11 protein-coding genes are annotated in these 17,101 nt (G+C 63.0%); 2 read left to right on the plus strand and 9 right to left on the minus strand.

Translation table 11 applies throughout. The features are described 5' to 3' along the window. Window positions 1–114 precede the first annotated feature (114 nt). Window positions 115–1,731 carry a ribulokinase gene (locus JSS27_14085; protein MBS0210073.1) on the plus strand — a complete coding sequence of 539 codons (1,617 nt, stop codon included), beginning with the start codon at window positions 115–117 and terminating at the stop codon, window positions 1,729–1,731. On the opposite strand, the gene JSS27_14090 is transcribed toward JSS27_14085, so the two are convergent. The 5 genes from JSS27_14090 to JSS27_14110 form a co-directional block, all read right to left on the minus strand. Then, a complete protein-coding gene (locus JSS27_14090; GenBank protein ID MBS0210074.1) occupies window positions 1,732–2,712 on the minus strand; it encodes a PQQ-binding-like beta-propeller repeat protein in 981 nt (326 codons plus the stop codon). It abuts the gene before it with no gap. Next, the gene (locus tag JSS27_14095; GenBank protein ID MBS0210075.1) at window positions 2,702–5,821 is read right to left on the minus strand and encodes a response regulator; all 3,120 of its coding nucleotides are present in this window, start codon (window positions 5,819–5,821) and stop codon (window positions 2,702–2,704) included. The genes JSS27_14090 and JSS27_14095 overlap by 11 nt, the downstream gene beginning before the upstream one ends. Beyond that, complete coding sequence (locus JSS27_14100; GenBank protein MBS0210076.1) at window positions 5,818–7,182, minus strand: ABC transporter substrate-binding protein; 1,365 nt, start codon at window positions 7,180–7,182, stop codon at window positions 5,818–5,820. Before JSS27_14100 ends, JSS27_14095 begins: the two co-directional genes overlap by 4 nt. A gap of 333 nt (window positions 7,183–7,515) precedes the next feature. Beyond that, a complete protein-coding gene (locus tag JSS27_14105) occupies window positions 7,516–8,448 on the minus strand; it encodes a metallophosphoesterase (protein MBS0210077.1) in 933 nt (310 codons plus the stop codon). Between the two features lie 195 nt (window positions 8,449–8,643). Beyond that, on the minus strand, window positions 8,644–9,978 hold the full coding sequence (locus JSS27_14110) for a Gfo/Idh/MocA family oxidoreductase (protein ID MBS0210078.1): 1,335 nt from the start codon (window positions 9,976–9,978) through the stop codon (window positions 8,644–8,646). 380 nt (window positions 9,979–10,358) lie between these two features. Between JSS27_14110 and JSS27_14115 the strand changes: the two genes are divergently transcribed. Beyond that, window positions 10,359–11,381: a hypothetical protein gene (locus tag JSS27_14115; GenBank protein MBS0210079.1), complete on the plus strand. Its 1,023-nt coding sequence runs from the start codon at window positions 10,359–10,361 to the stop codon at window positions 11,379–11,381. Between the two features lie 191 nt (window positions 11,382–11,572). On the opposite strand, the gene JSS27_14120 is transcribed toward JSS27_14115, so the two are convergent. From JSS27_14120 to JSS27_14135, 4 genes are all read right to left on the minus strand, one after another. Then, window positions 11,573–12,613 (minus strand): serine hydrolase, encoded by a 1,041-nt coding sequence (locus tag JSS27_14120; GenBank protein ID MBS0210080.1) that lies wholly within the window; start codon window positions 12,611–12,613, stop codon window positions 11,573–11,575. 270 nt (window positions 12,614–12,883) lie between these two features. Further along, a complete protein-coding gene (locus JSS27_14125) occupies window positions 12,884–13,375 on the minus strand; it encodes a hypothetical protein (GenBank protein MBS0210081.1) in 492 nt (163 codons plus the stop codon). Between the two features lie 115 nt (window positions 13,376–13,490). Next, window positions 13,491–14,372 carry a DMT family transporter gene (locus JSS27_14130; GenBank protein ID MBS0210082.1) on the minus strand — a complete coding sequence of 294 codons (882 nt, stop codon included), beginning with the start codon at window positions 14,370–14,372 and terminating at the stop codon, window positions 13,491–13,493. A gap of 244 nt (window positions 14,373–14,616) precedes the next feature. Next, window positions 14,617–16,941: an exo-alpha-sialidase gene (locus tag JSS27_14135; GenBank protein MBS0210083.1), complete on the minus strand. Its 2,325-nt coding sequence runs from the start codon at window positions 16,939–16,941 to the stop codon at window positions 14,617–14,619. Window positions 16,942–17,101 lie beyond the last annotated feature (160 nt).

The raw sequence follows: 17,101 nt of genomic DNA on the forward strand, positions 1-17,101 counted from the left end.
GAGGGTAGACGCGTTACCGACCATGAACGTCTCTACCCTCCCCCAGCCCCTCCCTGCAAGGGAGGGGTGTTCACGCATCACCGCTTCATTCACCCCATGTTGAAGAGTCGCGGAATGTCTGATTCCCTCGCCCTGGGGCTCGACTTTGGCACCGAGGCGGTGCGCGCCTTGCTGGTCGATCTGCACGGCCGCGAGCGGGCCAGCGTCAGCGCGTCGTACCAGCATGGCCAATTGATCGAGACCTTGCCCGGCGGCACGCGCCGGCTGCCGCCACATTATGCGTTGCAACATCCCAGCGACTGGCTCCGCTCGGCCGCTCGCGCCGTGCGCGGGGCGATCAAGTCGGCCCAGGCTAGGCCTGAGGCAGTGATCGGCCTGGGAGTCGATTTCACCAGTTGCACGATGTTGCCGGCCAAAGGCGACGGCACGCCGCTCTGCTTGCTGGAAGAGTTCGTCGACGAGCCGCTGGCCTGGCCCAAGCTATGGAAGCATCACGGGGCCGAAGCCCAGACTGACCGCATCAATGAAGTCGCCCGGCGGCGCGATGAAGCGTTCCTGGCGCGCTACGGCGGCGTGATCGGTTTGGAGTGGTTCTTTCCGAAAATGCTCGAGACGTTGGAGCATGCGCCGCGAGCCTATGCGGCCACCGACGTCTGGCTCGAAGCCGGGGACTGGCTTGTCTGGCAATTGGTCGGCGGGCCGGCGGCCGAGTTGCCGCGCTCGACGTGCCAGGCCGGCTACAAAGGAATGTGGAGCGCGACCGACGGCTATCCCAGCGAGGCGTTCCTGCGGGCGGTGAATCCTAAGTTCGCCCGCGTCGTGGCCGATAAAAAGCCCGGCCGATTGCTGGCGCCGGGGACCACGGCAGGTGGCTTGACGCGCGCGGCGGCCAAGACGCTGGGCCTTCGCGAGGGAACGCCCGTCAGCGCTGCGATCATCGACGCCCACGCTGGCGTGCCGGGCGCCGGCGCGGCCGAGCCGGGCACGCTGGTGATGGTGCTGGGGACCAGCTCGTGTCACATGCTCAACAGCGAAGTCGAGCGCTTCGTGCCCGGCGTGGCGGGCATCGTGCGCGATGGCATCTTGCCCGGGCTGGTGGGATACGAAACAGGTCAAGCGGCCGTGGGTGACGCCTTTGACTGGCTGCGACGGTTGACGGGTCAGCGCGATTTCGATGCCATGAGTCAAGCAGCCGCGGCACTGCCGGCCGGGGCCGAAGGGGTGCAATGCCTGGACTGGCTCAATGGCTGCCGCACGCCGTTGATGAACGGCTCGCTGCGCGGCGCGTTCCGCGGCTTGGCGTTGCATCACGGGCCGGCCCATCTTTATCGGGCGCTGGTGGAAGCGTCGGCGTTTGGCGTGCGCTGGATTGTCGAGCTGCTGCGCGACGGAGGCGTGCCGGTGAAGAAGTTCATCGCCACCGGTGGCCTGCCGCATCACAACCCGTTGGTCGTGCAAGTCTATGCCAACGTGTTGGGCGAGCCGGTGGTCGTTCACCCGAGCAAGCAAGGGCCGGCGCTCGGCGCGGCCATTTTGGGGGCGCTGGCGGCCGGCGCGTTTTGCTCGCCCGAGGCGGCCATTCGCGCGATGGCGACGGCAAAGCCGGGGACGGCGGCGGTCTATAAGCCCGATCGTTCGCAGCGGCGCACGTACGACGGGCTGTACGAGGACTACCGGCGACTGGCTGACTTTGAAGCGACGTACCGAAATGTTGCCAGTGGCGAAAAGTAATCACCGCAGCGTCGCGCTGCTGGTATCGAGCAGTTGCGAGTTCGAAACCGAATTGCCGAAGCGATCGAACTCGTTGAACTGCCAGACAACCTTTTTGGTCTTGGGATCGATTTCGATCAACAACGGCTGCCCCGGCCCGGCGTGGCAATTGCCGATCACATAGTTCCCGCTGGGCAAGACTTCGAGCGTCGTTACCCATGCCAGCGTAATGCCCGGCAGGTCTTTCTGCTTGATTGACCAGACAATCTCTTTCCGTGGGGTGACTTCCAGCACGCTGTGGCCGTTGCCCGTGGCAATCAGCGTGTTGCCGCTCGGCATTCGCACGGCCGCGAACGCCTTGTTGCCAAACGCCTCGGGTCCGTGGCCGCCGCGGGGCTGTTGATCGAACAACGGCACTGGATACTCCCAGGCGATTTCTCCCGCGGGGGAGTATTCGCGCACGACGCCGTCCCCTTCGTGACAGACCAAATAGTTGCCCGAGGCCAGCTTGCGGGCCAGGCGTGTATCGGTGTGCGGGTTGGGGTGGTCGACTTTCAGCTTCACTTCGTGCAGCAGCTTGCCCGCGCGGTCGACCTCGATGATCCGCGCCGCGCCGCTCTCGGCGATCATCACCCGGTCGGCGTCCAGGGGCTGAAACGCGTGAACTTCGACGCGGCGTCCCTGGTTGCCGTTGCTTGTGGCACTGTCGTAGGTCCACACGACGGCCTTCTTGGCGATGTCGATCTCGACGACTTTGGACGCCCCTTGTTGCACCATCACGTTGCCCGAGGGGAGGACGTGCAGGTCATGAATGCCGCCCCAGGGTATTTCCCATTCGATCGCTCCGCCCCCCGTGACGATGGCCAGCTTGCCATTGCCTTGCGTGATGAGCCGATGCTGGGTCGACGCCGAATCGGCCGCGAAACATCCCGCGGCAATCAGACAGCAAAGCAATCGTGTCCGGTTCATTGCGTATTTCCGCCAGGTGGTTTCACGTTCCATTGCCGTTTCCTAGACTCCCCAGGCGTTCACAAAGCTGAAAGACTTGCCGCTCGAGGCATGTCACTAGTTCCGCCCCTTTTTGCAGCGTATCTTCCTCTTGCCTGGCGATGTCTTCTAGCCGAGTAGCCGTTTCGACCCCGGCCACACAGCCGAACGTCCGGCAATTGCCCCGCAGCGTGTGCGCCACGCGGCGAAAGGCGGCGCGGTCGTCGCGCATGATGGCGTTGCGAATCTCTTGCAATAGCCGCGGCCCTTCCTCGCGAAAGGCGTCGGCAACCGCTTGTAGCAATTCGATATCTCCGCCGGCGACCGACAAGGCGTGGTCGTGGTCGTACGTTCCACTGTTCGACGAGGCGCTGCTTTCGACCGCCGGCGCTGGCCCGCCGCAGTGCAGCTTTTCGATCGCGGCGAACAACTCGTTGGCCCGCACTGGCTTTGAGATATAGCCGTCCATGCCGGCGGCCAGGCACCGGTCGCGGTCTTCCATCATGGCGTGGGCCGTCATGGCGATGATCGGAATGTGTCGGTCGGTGTTCAGCTCGGCCTGGCGAATGATCGACGTGGCTTGCAAGCCGTCCATCGTCGGCATCTGTACATCCATCAGAATCAAGTCAAATGTGTGCCGCGCCGCCAGATCGACCGCTTCTTGACCATTGTTGGCAATGGTCAGTCGGTGGCCTCGCGTGGTCAATAGGCCGAGCGCTAGCTTCTGGTTCACGACGCTGTCTTCGGCCAATAGGATCGACAGCGGCGTCTCGCACAACTCGACCGCGGGTTTCGTCGGCACCGACACGTGCTCGGGAGCTCGGACGCGATCGATCGCCAGGGCCATCGCGTCGAACAACTCGGAAGGCTTGACCGGCTTGAGCAGGTAGGAAGCGATGCCCAGCTCTTGGCTCCGTTCGCGGTCGCCGGCGCGGTCGCCGCTGGTCAGCATGAGGATAATCGGCTGGTGCTCGGCCGGCCGCTTGCCCACCTGCTCGGCCAGGGCAAAGCCGTCGAAGTCGGGCATGTGCATATCCGATAAGATCAGCGCGAAGGGCTCGCCCGACTGGTCGGCGTCGCGCAGCGCCTCGAGCGCTTCGACCACCCCGGACACGGCCGTTACGTCCATTTGCCAATTCACAAGCATCTCGCGCAGGATGCGTCGGTTGGTGGCGTTGTCGTCCACGACCAGCACGCGTAGCCCGCGAACTTTGACCATATGCTCGCGCGTGTCGGGGGGCTCGCCTTCGGCCAGCGTGAGGGGGATCGTGAAATGGAAGGTGCTCCCTTGCCCGGGCGTGCTTTCGACCCACAGCTTGCCCCCCATCAGCGACACCAACCGCATCGAGATGGCCAGCCCCAGCCCGGTGCCGCCGTAGCGGCGCGTGGTCGAGTTGTCAGCCTGTTCAAAGGCCTCGAAGATCGCGGCGTGCTTCTCGGGGGGAATGCCGATGCCGGTGTCCGAGACGGCAAAGTGAAGCCGCGAGGCGTTGTCGTAATGCGACTCGCAACTGACGTCCAGCACCACCTCGCCTTGTTCAGTGAACTTGATGGCGTTGCCCAGCAAGTTCACAACGATCTGGCGTAGGCGGATTGGATCGCCCTCGACAAAGTCGGGGACATCGGCGGCGACATGATAAGTGAGCTCCAGGTTCTTGCCGTGGGCTCGCACGGCCACCGACTTGAGCGCGTCGCCCAAGTGCTCGCGCAGACGGAACGGACGTGAGTCGAGGTCGATCTTGCCGGCCTCGATCTTCGAGAAGTCGAGAATCTGGTTGATGATCAACAGCAGCGATTCGCCCGACTCGAGCACCATGGTCAGGTACTCGCGCTGGCTGCCGGTCAGCTCGCTGCCCAAGACCAGTTCGGTCATGCCGATAATCGCGTTCATCGGCGTGCGAATCTCGTGGCTCATATTGGCCAGGAACTCGCTCTTGGCCCGGCTGGCCGCTTCGGCGGCTTCTATGTCTTTGCGCAGCGCCTCGGCCAGCATCCGCTCGGTGATGTCACCCAGATTGATGACGATGCCCTGGACCTCGACGTTCTGGCACAGGTCGCAGATCGACGCGTCAACAAACCGCCACGTGTTGTCCAGACGCCTGACGCGCAGCTCGGCATTCACGCTGCCGCCGGGGCGATCTTGGGCCGCTGCCAGACACTGCCGCCAGCGCTCCTGGTCATCGCCGTGTACATACGACGCCAGCGACTGGCCGACCAACTCCTCGGGGGCCAGTCCGAACACGCGCCGGGCCGACGGGCTGGCATAGACCACCACCCCTTGACGATCGAGCTTGAAGATTACGTCGCTGACGTTTTCGATCAGCGAGCGGAAGTGAGCTTCGCTTTGTCGCAAAGAGCGCTCGGCCTGCAACAATCGCTGTTCGCGTTTGGACAGCTCGCGGGCCATGTGCTGGAACGACTGCGCCAGTTGCCCGACCTCGTCGGTGGACGACGCGATCGAGGTTAGCTCGTCGCTGGCCTCGGCTACGGCGCGGCCCAGCGAATCGGCCGTGGCCAAGCGGTTGGCGCTGCGCGTCAGTTGATTCAGCGGCTGGGCGATCTTGCGCATCAACAGATACGCCGCCATCACGCTCAAGACGAAGATCACCGACATCAACACGGCCAGCCGCACGGTCGCGCCGCCGATCGAACGGCGGATTAGGCTGTAGTCCATGCCGACGTGGACAGTCCCCAACTCGCTGGCCAAGATCGGCGCCGAGATGTCGATAAAGCTTCCCAGGCTGGGAATGTCGACCCGCTGGACCGTGGTCTGGTGCTTGTGGGTTTCCAGGCTCCGCAACTGCGGCGGCACGCCGGGGGCGAACGTATGCGAGACGATTTCGTTCCGCGCATTGAGCACCAGGATGTACGATACGCCCTGAATTTTCCCTTCTTCCAAGTACTGGTCGATCATCGTCTGGATCGTGGCGGCGTCGCGGTACAACATCAACTCGACCGCTGCGTTGGCCACGCTGTTGGCGATGGCCCGCCCTTTGCTTTCATATTCGCGAGTCAGGTGGGCATCCAGCATCCGCGCCGAGTAGACCGCGATGGCCAAGGTGGTGATGCCGAACAGCAGCACCAGCAACACCAGTGCCTTGCTGAACAGTCGCGACGATCTCATGGCTTCCACCTTTGCCAATCTTCGTCGCTAAGGGGCACAAACCGCCCGTTCAAGACCGTCGTGCAGTAAACCTTGTCGAGCCCTTGATGCCGGTGGGGGCTCAACGAGGCCGGCACGTCGATCCCCAGATCAACTTCGCCCAGCGCCTCGGTCACGTCGCGCACTCGCGATTGCTTCAGTTCGGTCCCCATCTTTTCGAGGATGCGCGTCAGCAGCTTGGCGTTCAGATACCCCTCGAAGCTGATGTAGCTGTACGGGGGCGCGTCATAGGGCTGGTCGAGCAGATGCTTCGGTGGCGTCGGCTTCAGCCGGTCCATCAGCGCGCGATATTCAATCACGGCCGGCAGCGACATGTCATGGTAGCTGGGGACGACCTGTGAATTGATCAGATTCGTGGTGTAGTCGCGCCCCGAGGATCCACCCGCTTCGAGCAGCAATTTCAGCAGGTTCTCGCTATCGACCCCCGAGACGTTGGCGATGGGCACGTCCCAGCCGGTGTTGCGCACCTCGCGGATCAGGGCGGCGCAGGCTTCGTAGGTGCCCACCGAGATGATGGCGTCGGGCTTGCCAGCGCGCAGCAACTCGACCTGCGCCCGCATCCCCTCGCGATAGTTGGTGCCGCGGCGATAGCTGGCCTCGGCCACCATGCGCAACGGCTCGCGCCCGCTGTCGACGCGGTGTCCGATGCGGCTCCCCTGTTCATCGTAGTTGGCCAGCGTTTGTCGCACGCCGTCCCAGCCGGCCCGGCCGTAGGCGTCGACCTGGTAAAAGACCGCGATTCGGCGACGTCCGATTTCGACAAAGTGGTCAACCAGCGCCGCGGTCTCCTGATGGTATGACGCCCGCAGATTGAACACAAAGCGGTTGTACGGTTGCTGTCGGGAGGGCTGCGCGCCGGTGAAAGGAAAGAACAAGCAGACTTCGTGGTGATTGTCGTGGAACATCTTCAACAGCGGCAGCACCCGCGTCGTCGTCGGCGAGCCCATGTAGTCGAACAGCAGGAAGACGTTGTCTTGCTCGATCAGCTTGATGGTGTTCTCGATGGCGGGCGTGGGGTTGTAGCCATCGTCATAGGGCAGGATGCGGAGCTTGCGCCCTTGAATGCCGCCGGCTTCGTTCACGCTGTCAAAGTAAGCGACCGAGCCGCGGTAGAGTTCGATGCTTAGCCCGCGCGATGCGCCGGTGAAGGCGGCCGACATGCCGACAACGATATCGTCAGCGTTGGCAGTCGGCGCGTGGTACGAGAAGACGAATGTGACGACGATTGTCGACAGCACGACCGCGCCTCGCGCGATACGTGGAAAACGCGCGCCACACGGTCGTCCATTGGCCCAAACGATCTGATGCCAGGTTCGCAGCATGCCGCGTCGCTTCGATCCAAAGCCAGCGAGCCGCCGGGCAAGCCGAAAGCCTTGCCCGCTCGCCCCTTATGATGCCCTCTGGAGCGGCAAGTAGCAAGCAAGGAGAATTGAGCCGACTTTTCAGGCGGGACGGGATGAGTGAACGCAAACGCTTCGCTACGGGGTAGCCGCGACAACTCGTTTGTCGGGGTTGCGCAGCAGCAAGAGGGATCGGGAAAAGATCGAATTGCCAAGTCGGCGCGGCGCTCGAACCCTCTTGTCGCTACCGCGACCCGGACAACAAGTTGTCCGGGCTACCCGAGTTCATGATTGCCGCCGCCGCACGGTGACGGCTCACGCTGGCCGCGATTCCCAGCCGTAGGTTTCGTACCGGTAGTCGAAGCGGTCGGCGTGGCAGGTGACGACGCCGTAGGCTTCGGCGTCTCCTTCAATGCGCCCCCGCCACCACGCGCCGCTGACCGCGCCGGACTGGATGTGCGTCTGGCGGCTAATTTCGATCCGCTCGCGGACGTGGCCGTGGCCACTGAGGACCAGCTTGACGTTGTACGGCTTCAACAGCTTGCGGAACACGTGGCTGTTGTCGATCAGCGACTTGGGATTCTGCGGCGCGGTCGGGCTGGCCACCACCTGATGCCAGGTCGAATAGAACGGAATGTGCGTGACGATCACGATCGGCCGCGCGACGCCGACCTTTTGCAAGTCACCCTTCAGCCATTCGATCTGGGCGTCGTCGACCAGGCCCATGTATTCATCGCTGCCAGGTTGCTGGCCAATCGAATCGAGCAAGATGAAGTGCCAGCCCCGATGGTCAAAGCTGCGATAGGTTCGCCCCTGACCATAGCGCTCGGCGAACAACCGCTTGCCGTAGGTCGGATCGCTCTTGCCGATCTTGGCCTTGTCGGCCCAGCCGACCACGTCGTGATTGCCAATCGTGTGATGCACCGGCAATTCAAAGTCGCGGCAACACTCGTCGAACAGTTTTAGCTGCAAGTCAAGCCGGTCGCGGTCAACGGCCAGGGCGTCCATAATCAGGTCGCCACCGGTGATCACAAAATCAGGGCGCACCGGCAACCGGTTGACCGCGGCGATGCACTGCTTGAACCCCTCGACCGCCCCGCGCTCGGGCTGGACGTGAATATCGGTCAAGTGAGCAAACGTAAACGACGGCGCCGGCGTCTCGGCCGCCAATAGCCACGACGAGCCGAGCGCCAAACCCGAGGCCGCGGCCCCGGCCGATTGCAAAAACCGACGACGTGCGAGGGACATGACGATTCCTTGGCGGGATGGGGACGTTATTTCTTGGCACTAACCGGGTGGCCTGGACAACTTGCATGTCCGGGCGGCGCAGCCGCAAGAGGGATCGGGAGCGTTTTCCATTCCCCTCTTGTCGCTGCGCGACACCGACAACAAGTTGTCGGTGCTACCCTTTAATCTTTTCAACTACTGCACCACCATCGCGTCCTACGACTTAACGGTCAGATCGAACCCGGGCCGATATTTGCGCGACAGAAAACGATTGGCCTCGGGCCGATTGGTGAACTGCAAGGCCGCGGCATTCCATTGCAGCGTCTCCTTGGGGAAGCGCGACGCCACGCCGCCGAGCAAGATCGCTTCGGTCAGCGGCCCGGAATAGTCGAAACCTGCCGTCGTGGTCACTGGCTCGCCGCGCACGGCATCGACGAACTGGTGCCAGTGGTTGATCGGTTCAAGCTTCAGCAGCGCGTAATCGCGGAAATCGCTCTCGGGCAGCAAGATCGGCTTCCCCACGTGCGGCAGCACCATCACCCCCTTGGCGCCGATGAAGATCGAGCCTTGCCCCGGCAGCTTGCTTCCGGCGAGCGATTGAATCTCTTGCGGCGGGCGCTGATCGCCGTCGTACCAGGTGACCGTGACCGTGTCGTTGGCCGTGAACCTGGTCCGCGGGAAGGTGTAATGGACCACGGCGTTGTTGGCCCAGTTGAACGTGTTGGGCGTCGGCCCTTCGGATCGAACCGAAACCGGCGCGGTCAGGGCCAGCGCCTTGAAGACCGGGTCGTAGATGTGGCAGCCCATGTCGCCGAACGTGCCAGTGCCGAAGTCGAGCCGCTTGCGCCAGTTGCCAGGGTGATAATACCCGCTGCCGATGAACGACCGCGCCTCGGCCACCCCCAGCCAGCCGTCCCAATCGAGCGACTCGGGCACCGGGTCCGATCGGTCGGGGCGCGCCGTGTCGTCTCCCCAGTTCTTGTTCGACCAGGTGTGAACTTCCTTGACCAGACCGATCGCGCCCGACTGAATCAGCTCGACCGCCGAGCGATACTCGACGCTCGAATGGACCTGAATGCCCATCTGGGTAATTCGCTTGTGCTGACGGGCCAACTCGGTCAGCCGGCGCGACTCGCTGACGTTGTGCGTCAACGGCTTTTGGCCATAGACGTGCAAGCCGCGCTCCAGGGCGCTGGCGGCGATCGGCGCGTGCATGTGATCGGGGGTCGAGACGTTCACCGAGTCCAAATTGCCGGCTTCCTTGTCGAGCAGCACGCGCCAATCTTGATAGACGCGAATCGTGGGTCGTTCTTTTTGCAATGCCGCCAGGCGCTGGGAATCGACATCGGCCACAGCCACCAGATCGACCTGCGGATGCGAGGCGATGGCGGTCAAGTCGGCCTTGGCCATGCCCCCGGCGCCAAAGCTGGCGTGCCGCACGCGCCGATTGGTCGGGGCCGCCAGCGCGCCAGTGGCCAACATGGGCAAGGCGAACGTGGCGGCAGCTTGCTTCAAGAACAGACGACGATGGCTCGTGGACGTGCGAGGCATAGCGGGCTCCTAGGGCGGGGCGGCGGAAAGCAGGGGAAGGGACAACCGGGCGTGTCGTCGATTAGTCTAGCCTGATGGGACGGCCGATGCCAACGGCGGATAAGACTAGCCACGGAGGCACAGAGATACGGAGGTTTGCACGGAAGGGAACGATGAATGGCCAACGCCCAAGTACCTATGACCAAAAGTGCGCCGGCAACGTGCCACATTTTATTGGTCATTGGGATTTGGACATTGGTGCTTGGTTCCAATACCTTGATACTTACTCCGTGTAGCCCTCTGTGCCTCAGTGTCTCTGTGGCGTATTTTGCCTGTTCGTCTCACCTCCAGCGAGATTCATCGTGACCTGCCCACGCACCCTCGTCGCCGTCGCATTCGTTTTGATCTTTCCCTTGACGCTGAACGCCGTCGAGCCGGCGCTGGTGCTCAAAGACCCACAGCCGCAAGCCTACGAGTTGAAGGCCCGGGCTAGCGAACTCGACCCGCGGGCCAAGGAACATCCGGAGATCGACTTTGTCTTCACGCGCGGCGGCAAGTCGGCCGATACCGAGGTCGCGGTGGTCGACACTCGGGTGCCCTCCGAAGGCAAGCTGGTGATCTGGCTGATGGGGTATAGCAAGCCGCTGTTCGAGCGGACCAGCAGCTATGGGCTGCACTCGATCCAGGTCCACTACGCGAACGGCTGGTTCGGCAAGCTCTCGAAGCAGGCCCCCCCGGACGACGACAAGTACCTGGGGAAGATTCGCCTCGAAGCGGCCACCGGCCAGGACTTCAGCACCGCGGTCGACATTCCGCAGCCCGACGGGATGATGGAGCGGGCGCGGCAGTTCCTACGCCATCTGGCCAAGACGCACCCGCAAGCGCGATGGGATTACTTTCTGACCGACGACGGCAACGGCGTGCGCTGGGACCGTGTGATCATCTCGGGCAGCTCGCACGGCTCGACCACGGCGGCGCGGTTTGCCTTGTACAAGCAGGTCGATCGCGTGGTGATGTTGTGTGGCCCGCGCGATCAGCTTGAAACCTGGCAGGCGTTGCCCTCGGCCACGCCCAAGAACCGGTTCTTCGGCTTCAGCCACGTACTGGACACCGGCTGGGTTGACGACCATTACTGCCGATCGTGGGAGTTATTGGGGCTGAACCAATTCGGGCCCATCGTGAACGTCGACCGGACCTCGCCCCCGTACGAGAACTCGCGGCGGCTGATCAGCGACGGGGACGTGAAGAACGACGCCAAGCGCGCCCACAGTTCGGTCACGCCGGGCAGCGCGGCGGTGAAGGACGCAGCCGGGAACCTGGCCCACGAACCAGTGTGGCGTTATCTGTACACGCACCCGGCTGATCTGGTCGGCACACCCACCGCGGCGGATCCAGATTGTTTGAAGGACCAGCGGAAGAAGTAAGACTCGCCACGGAGGCACTGAGACACGGAGTGAAGCACGGAGGGGATTTTGAATGACCAATGACCAAGAGCGAGCTGGCTAGCGGCCCGCCTTTCAATGGTCATTGGGATTTGGACATTGGTGCTTAGTCTCCCCACTCTCACTCTTCCTCCGTGCAGTCCTCAGTGTCACCGTGCCTCCGTGGCTAATCCTCACTTAGCGTCAGTGCAGGCCTCGCAGGCCAGACGCCATAGTTCGCCGATGTCCATCTTGTGGTTGCCGGCGGTATCGTCGCCGACTTGCCGCAAGACGACCAGGTCCAAGCTCGGCACGACCAGCATGCTGTTGTCGAACCGTCCCAGCGCCGCATAGGCGTCGGCCGGCACGCCCTTCCACTTGCCCGTGGTGTTGTTCCACCAGAGATAGCCGTAGCTCTTGTTCAGTTCTTGCGACGGGCCGGTGGCTTCCTTGACCCAGGCCGTCGAGACCAACTGCTGGTCCTGCCAGCGCCCCTCGTTCAGGAACAGCAAGCCAAACCGCGCCAGGCTGCGGGCCGTGATGTGCAGGCCCGAGTAGGGGAGCGAGCGACCTTCGCGCTGTTCCCAGGTCCAATCGCCGCGGGCAATGCCGATCTTGCCGAACAGTTTCTGCTCGAGAATCTGATCGACTTCCTGCCCCGTCGCCTTCTTGAGCACCGGCGCTAACAGGGCGAGCCCGGTGTTGTTGTAGTCCCACTTGGCGGCCGGCTCGAAGTCGAGCGGGGCTTCGTACATGGCGTAGCTGAACAGCTTGTCCATGTTGTGCAGGTCTTTGTTGTTGTGCACGCCGGTGTCCATGCTGATGATCTGGCGCACCGTGATGTTCCGCTTGGCCTCCGGCTTCACGTCCGGCACAAACTCGCCCACCTTGCTATCGAGCGTAAGCTTGCCGTCGGCAATGGCCAGATGGGCCGCCGTGCTAGCGAAGGATTTGCTCGTCGAATAGACCAGGTACGGCGTCGACTGGGTCGCGTCGTCGAAGTACCATTCGCCAACGATCCGGCCATGACGAACGACCAGGCCCGTCTTGCTGCCGTGCTCCTTGAGCCATTGGCCCACGCGGTCGAGCCCGGCCGACGACATCTGCTGAGTCTCGGGCTTGGCGACGCTCCACTCGGGCATGGGCCAGGCGGTCGGCTCGGCAGCCGCGCCGGTCGAAACCCAACCGCAAGTAACGAGCAACAACAATGCCAACGTGTGACGAGCGAACTTCATGAGCAGGATGCCTTATCGAAAGGAATGATCGAAAGCGAGGCAGGAGGGAAAACAACAGCCGCGCGACACGAAACCAGTAACGGCGTGCGACGCTATTCTAAGAACCGGCCGGACCCAATGCAAAAGACGCGTCGGATGGCAATCAGGTTGTTTTATCAGGATAGCCCGGACAACTCGTTTGTCCGGGTCGCGCAGCGACAAGAGGGGGGGGCAGTTGTTGGACTCTACCGGACTGTGTCCAGCCATCGGTCGTCTACCAGCGCAATAGCTTCAATCGCTATCGCTTCGGCCAAAAACGTCCTGGGCAACATGCGTATAGTCTTGGTGAGGGAAAAAAGTCTCGCGATCTCGATGACGCCCCTCCGCCTCCCACCATTGGCTCCACTCCGCGTACGTGACATGTTTCTCGTCGGTCAAGCTGCGAAGTGCATCGACACAGTGACTGCGCGTGCATTCCCACATGCTTTTGTCCGTACCGCGGGGCTCGATATACCACAGCGCGCGAATCAACAAAGGGACCGAGTCGGCGTTGCCGATGCGTATTAATGCGATACTGGCGTCGTGTGTGTTTCCCACAGGAACCAGCAGCGCACAATGACAGTTTTGCCGCAGTTCATCTTCCGAAGCGTTGCTCATCCAATCGTGATCGCGAAATCTCTCGTTAGGCAAAATGACGAAGCAATAGAAGGCCGTGCCGAGCAAGGCGGCGCCGACCGAAAGAATCGCCAGTACCTGAGACGATCGCTTCCAGCGCTTGTTCACCAGCAATTCCTCAATAGACGCGATCGAGGGAGTAGGCAGCCATTCGCCATTGTAATGGGGCAATGTCTCCCTCGCGAACAAGCTTTGTGACGAATCATGCCCCTCGCCCTGTTTCTCACCCCCAATCAATCAGCGTCACGATGATGGCCGCGGTCATGACGGCTGCGCCGGCCAGGCGCATGGCCAACACACCCGCTCCGTGGTGCCGTTCGGTGTTGCCGAACCAGTGGCCGATCAGCCAGACGGCCGCCACGCTCCACAACCCGCGGGCGCTGTAGATGACGTTCACGCTGGTGGCGTCGCCAAACACGGCGGTCGTGGTGATCAGCCCCAGTGATTGCAAGGCGATGAAGAATACGCCCGAGCCCAGTTGCGGCCAGGCTTTGAGGGGAATCGCCCGCAGCGGCGCGTGGAACAGCGGGAAGAAGCCAAACGACAGGACTGCCGAGATGGCGAACATGATCGGCAGGAACCGCCCGGCGCTCCACGCCGGCGACCACTTCTGGATTAGCACATCGAACAGGGCGTAACACGCCGCCGCCGCCAGCGACACGGCCACGGTCAGCAGCGGCCGCCCGCGCACGCTCCCCCCCAGGTTCAACAGCGCGATGGCCGCGAAGCTTAGCACCGCCGACAGCCAAAGCTCCCACGGCAGCGCGACGCCGATGACCAGCGTGCTGAACCAGGCGACGTAGATCGTCTTGGACCCCAGGGCCGGCGTGGCCACCGAGACGTCCCCCACTTCCAGGGCCAGAAACGTCAGCACCTGGCCGGCAATGAACAGCAGCGCCACCAGCGTGGGCTGCCACCACAGATCATACAGCACCGGTCCTCCGCCGAACGGCCAGAGCAAGGCGAACACCAGCGCGGTCGTCAGGTTCGAGATGAAGGTCGAGCGCCAAACGCCAATGCCGTGGGCGGTGACCTGCTTCAACAGCATCACCCCCAGCACGTACACGATGCTGCTCAGGAAAGGGAAGACGAGGTAGTATTTCATGGGGGCGGGGAGTTGATAGTTGCTGGTTGCGAGTTGCTAGTGAGAGTCGTCCGTTGTCAGTAGTCCGTGGTCAGTTGTTTAAGACATCTGACTCGTGCCGCTCGCACTAAGCATCGTCGCAAAGGGCCAGCCCCACCTCATTCTTCGCCATTCAGCAATCTCCCTACAACGGACCACGGACAACGGACAAAACCATCTCCGTGCAACCCTCCGTCCCTCAGTGCCTCCGTGGCGAGTCTTACCCTCACTCCGGCGGCGGTAGCTTAGCTGAATAGACCACCGCCCGGTGGCGATTGTCGTCGTAGGCAAAGTGGAGCCACTGGCGATCCTTGCTGACAAAGCCATCGGGATAGTTGAGCCGCCCCTTCGGGCCGTCGCTCGACTCGGGGACCAGCACGCGCTGATAGGGCCAGGTCTTCATTCCGTCGAAGCTGATCCACAGCGCCATGGGGCTGCGATGCTTCGGGTTGGGGTTGTGCAGCATCACCACGCGGTTGTTCCCCAGCGAATAGAGCGTGGCCTTGCTGCCGGGGTTCGGGATGTCGGTCTTGCTGGCAAACTCGGGCCAGGTCAGCCCGCCATCGCTCGAGTTGGCGATGTACAGCATTCCTCCCAGGCGATCGCCGCGGATGATCATGGCCACCCGCTTGCCGCCAAGTTCGACGATATTGTTCTCGGCCCAGCCGTGATAGCGCACGTCGGGGACCAGTCGCACGTTGCCGTGCTCGCTCCACGTCTGGCCGTTGTCGTTGCTGATGAGCACGCCATTCCGTGGGTTGCTCACGTAATGACGCAGCGTCTTGTGCCAGGGTTTTTCCTCGGGCTCGGGCGCTGGCGTCCCCTCGGGAGGGCCTTCATAGTGCTGGAACGGGACCATGATCTTGCCATCGCGCGTGACGATGTGATTGCGAATGAAGGTGAAGTTCGCCAGTCGTCCCGGCAGCGGCTCGGGCTTGCTCCAAGTGCGGCACGAATCGTCGCTGTGAATCATCCACGAGCGCCAGTTCACGCCCCAGGTCTGGCTATGGGTCGAGAAGAAGAGCGTGCAGCGCCCGTTGCGGACGATCAGTTCCGTCGGGCCTTGCCCCAGCGTCGTGCCCGAGCGCGGAAAGCCCAGGTCGACCGGTTCGAGCGTGCTCCAAGTGCGCCCTTGATCGCTGCTGCGCGTCAGGCCGGTGTAGTTCTCGGGCGACGGTTCAAAGTCGCCGCCGGCCAACATGTAGAGCGCCCACGTGCCGTCGGGCAACTCGCGCAGCGTCGTGTCACAGACCATGCTGTTTGGCTTCACACCGTCGTACGCCACCGTGGTCCGGTCTTGCTTGGCGTCCTCGGCGACTTGCTTGGTCCAGGCCGCGTCCGGCGTGATCGACGGTGGCACGTGCTTGGGGCCGGTCGCCCGGTTAATAAGCATGCGCGGCTTGGCGCCAGCCGAGGCGAACTGGCCCGACAGCACGTCTTCTTCGCGGAATCGGGCCAGCAAGATTTCGGCGTCGGTATGCCGGTTCCAGTCGTAGGCGATGTGAATCAAACCATCCGGCGCTTCGAAGCCATCGGGATAGCTCACCTGGGCGCGCTCGTCGAGCAGCAGCCCGCCGCGCCAGGTCTTGCCATCGTCGTCCGACAGGAAGGCCGTCAGGTGCGATCGGCGCGGAATCCGCTCGTCGAGTGGACCATTTTTTACCAGCAACAACCGGCCCGACTTCAGCCGGCGGATGAAGAACCGCGCGCTCGGGTTCGAGATGCCCGACTTCTGGGCCGGGCTCCACGTGCGGCCGCCGTCCGACGAGCGACTTTCGGCGATGTCGTACTTGGTCCGGGCCAGCATCCACAACTGGCCGTCCTTGAGTTCGACGATCATGTGCTCGTCGAATTGCGTGTCGGGAAACAGCACGCCGCCGCGAAACGTCCAGGTCTTCCCTTGGTCGGTCGAGGCAAAGACGTTCGCCATCCGCTGGCTGTCCAACTCGTGAAAGCCTTGCCGGAGCGACTCGGGGGCAATCCGCTCGCGCGGCCAGAGGGAGACCGGAATCAGCCAGTCGCCGTTCTTGAGCACCGTAGGCTTGTTCAGCGTGCAACCGTCCGCAAATCGCACCGGCGCCGTCCAGGTCGGCTCGTCGGCGTCGGGATTGTCGCAGCGAATGTACCAGTCGCCGGCCCGGCCGTCGTAATAGCCCAGGCTGTGGTCAAAGAAACACCACAGTCGCCCCAGCGGGTCGGTCCAGACATTGCCGACCAGCGCGCGGCGCTGGGGCGAATTGGGTGGGTCGGTCGGATCGATCACCACGCGCGCCCGCGACCAGGTCGCGCCATCGTCATCGCTGGTGGCGAGCATGAAAAAGCCGTTGGGGTTGTCGCCATTGCCGACCCAGCAGGCCCACAGGCGACCCTTCGGCGTCCGGTCGATGCCGATGATCATATTGCCGATCCGCACGTCGTCGTTATATTCCGGCCCCGGCCGGGTATTGATCACCGGCGGCTCGAGACCCAAATCAGCGGCGCAAGCGATCGGGCAGGTGGAGAGAATCAGACTAGCGGCAATCGCCGTAACGAGTTTCTTCATCGGTGTCATCTCAGTTTCAGTTTTCGATCAGCACCAGCGAAACACTTGTCCATCATCACGCGGCCAGCGCTAACCCTTCTCCCTCCGGGAGAAGGTGGCCGAAGGCCGGATGAGGGTCAACGTCGCCCCATTGGAACGCATTGCATCGGGCCACGTGGACCCTCATCCG

The organism is Planctomycetota bacterium, from assembly GCA_018242585.1.
Taxonomy (GTDB): domain Bacteria; phylum Planctomycetota; class Planctomycetia; order Pirellulales; family PNKZ01; genus JAFEBQ01.

Bases quoted from the DNA above. Each gene is read 5' to 3' on its own strand.
- JSS27_14085 (MBS0210073.1), top strand. From the start codon at position 115: ATGTCTGATTCCCTCGCCCTGGGGCTCGACTTTGGCACCGAGGCGGTG.
- JSS27_14130 (MBS0210082.1), bottom strand. From the start codon at position 14,372: ATGAAATACTACCTCGTCTTCCCTTTCCTGAGCAGCATCGTGTACGTG.
- JSS27_14110 (MBS0210078.1), bottom strand. From the start codon at position 9,978: ATGCCTCGCACGTCCACGAGCCATCGTCGTCTGTTCTTGAAGCAAGCT.
- JSS27_14100 (MBS0210076.1), bottom strand. From the start codon at position 7,182: ATGCTGCGAACCTGGCATCAGATCGTTTGGGCCAATGGACGACCGTGT.
- JSS27_14095 (MBS0210075.1), bottom strand. From the start codon at position 5,821: ATGAGATCGTCGCGACTGTTCAGCAAGGCACTGGTGTTGCTGGTGCTG.
- JSS27_14120 (MBS0210080.1), bottom strand. From the start codon at position 12,613: ATGAAGTTCGCTCGTCACACGTTGGCATTGTTGTTGCTCGTTACTTGC.
- JSS27_14090 (MBS0210074.1), bottom strand. From the start codon at position 2,712: ATGGAACGTGAAACCACCTGGCGGAAATACGCAATGAACCGGACACGA.
- JSS27_14105 (MBS0210077.1), bottom strand. From the start codon at position 8,448: ATGTCCCTCGCACGTCGTCGGTTTTTGCAATCGGCCGGGGCCGCGGCC.
- JSS27_14135 (MBS0210083.1), bottom strand. From the start codon at position 16,941: ATGACACCGATGAAGAAACTCGTTACGGCGATTGCCGCTAGTCTGATT.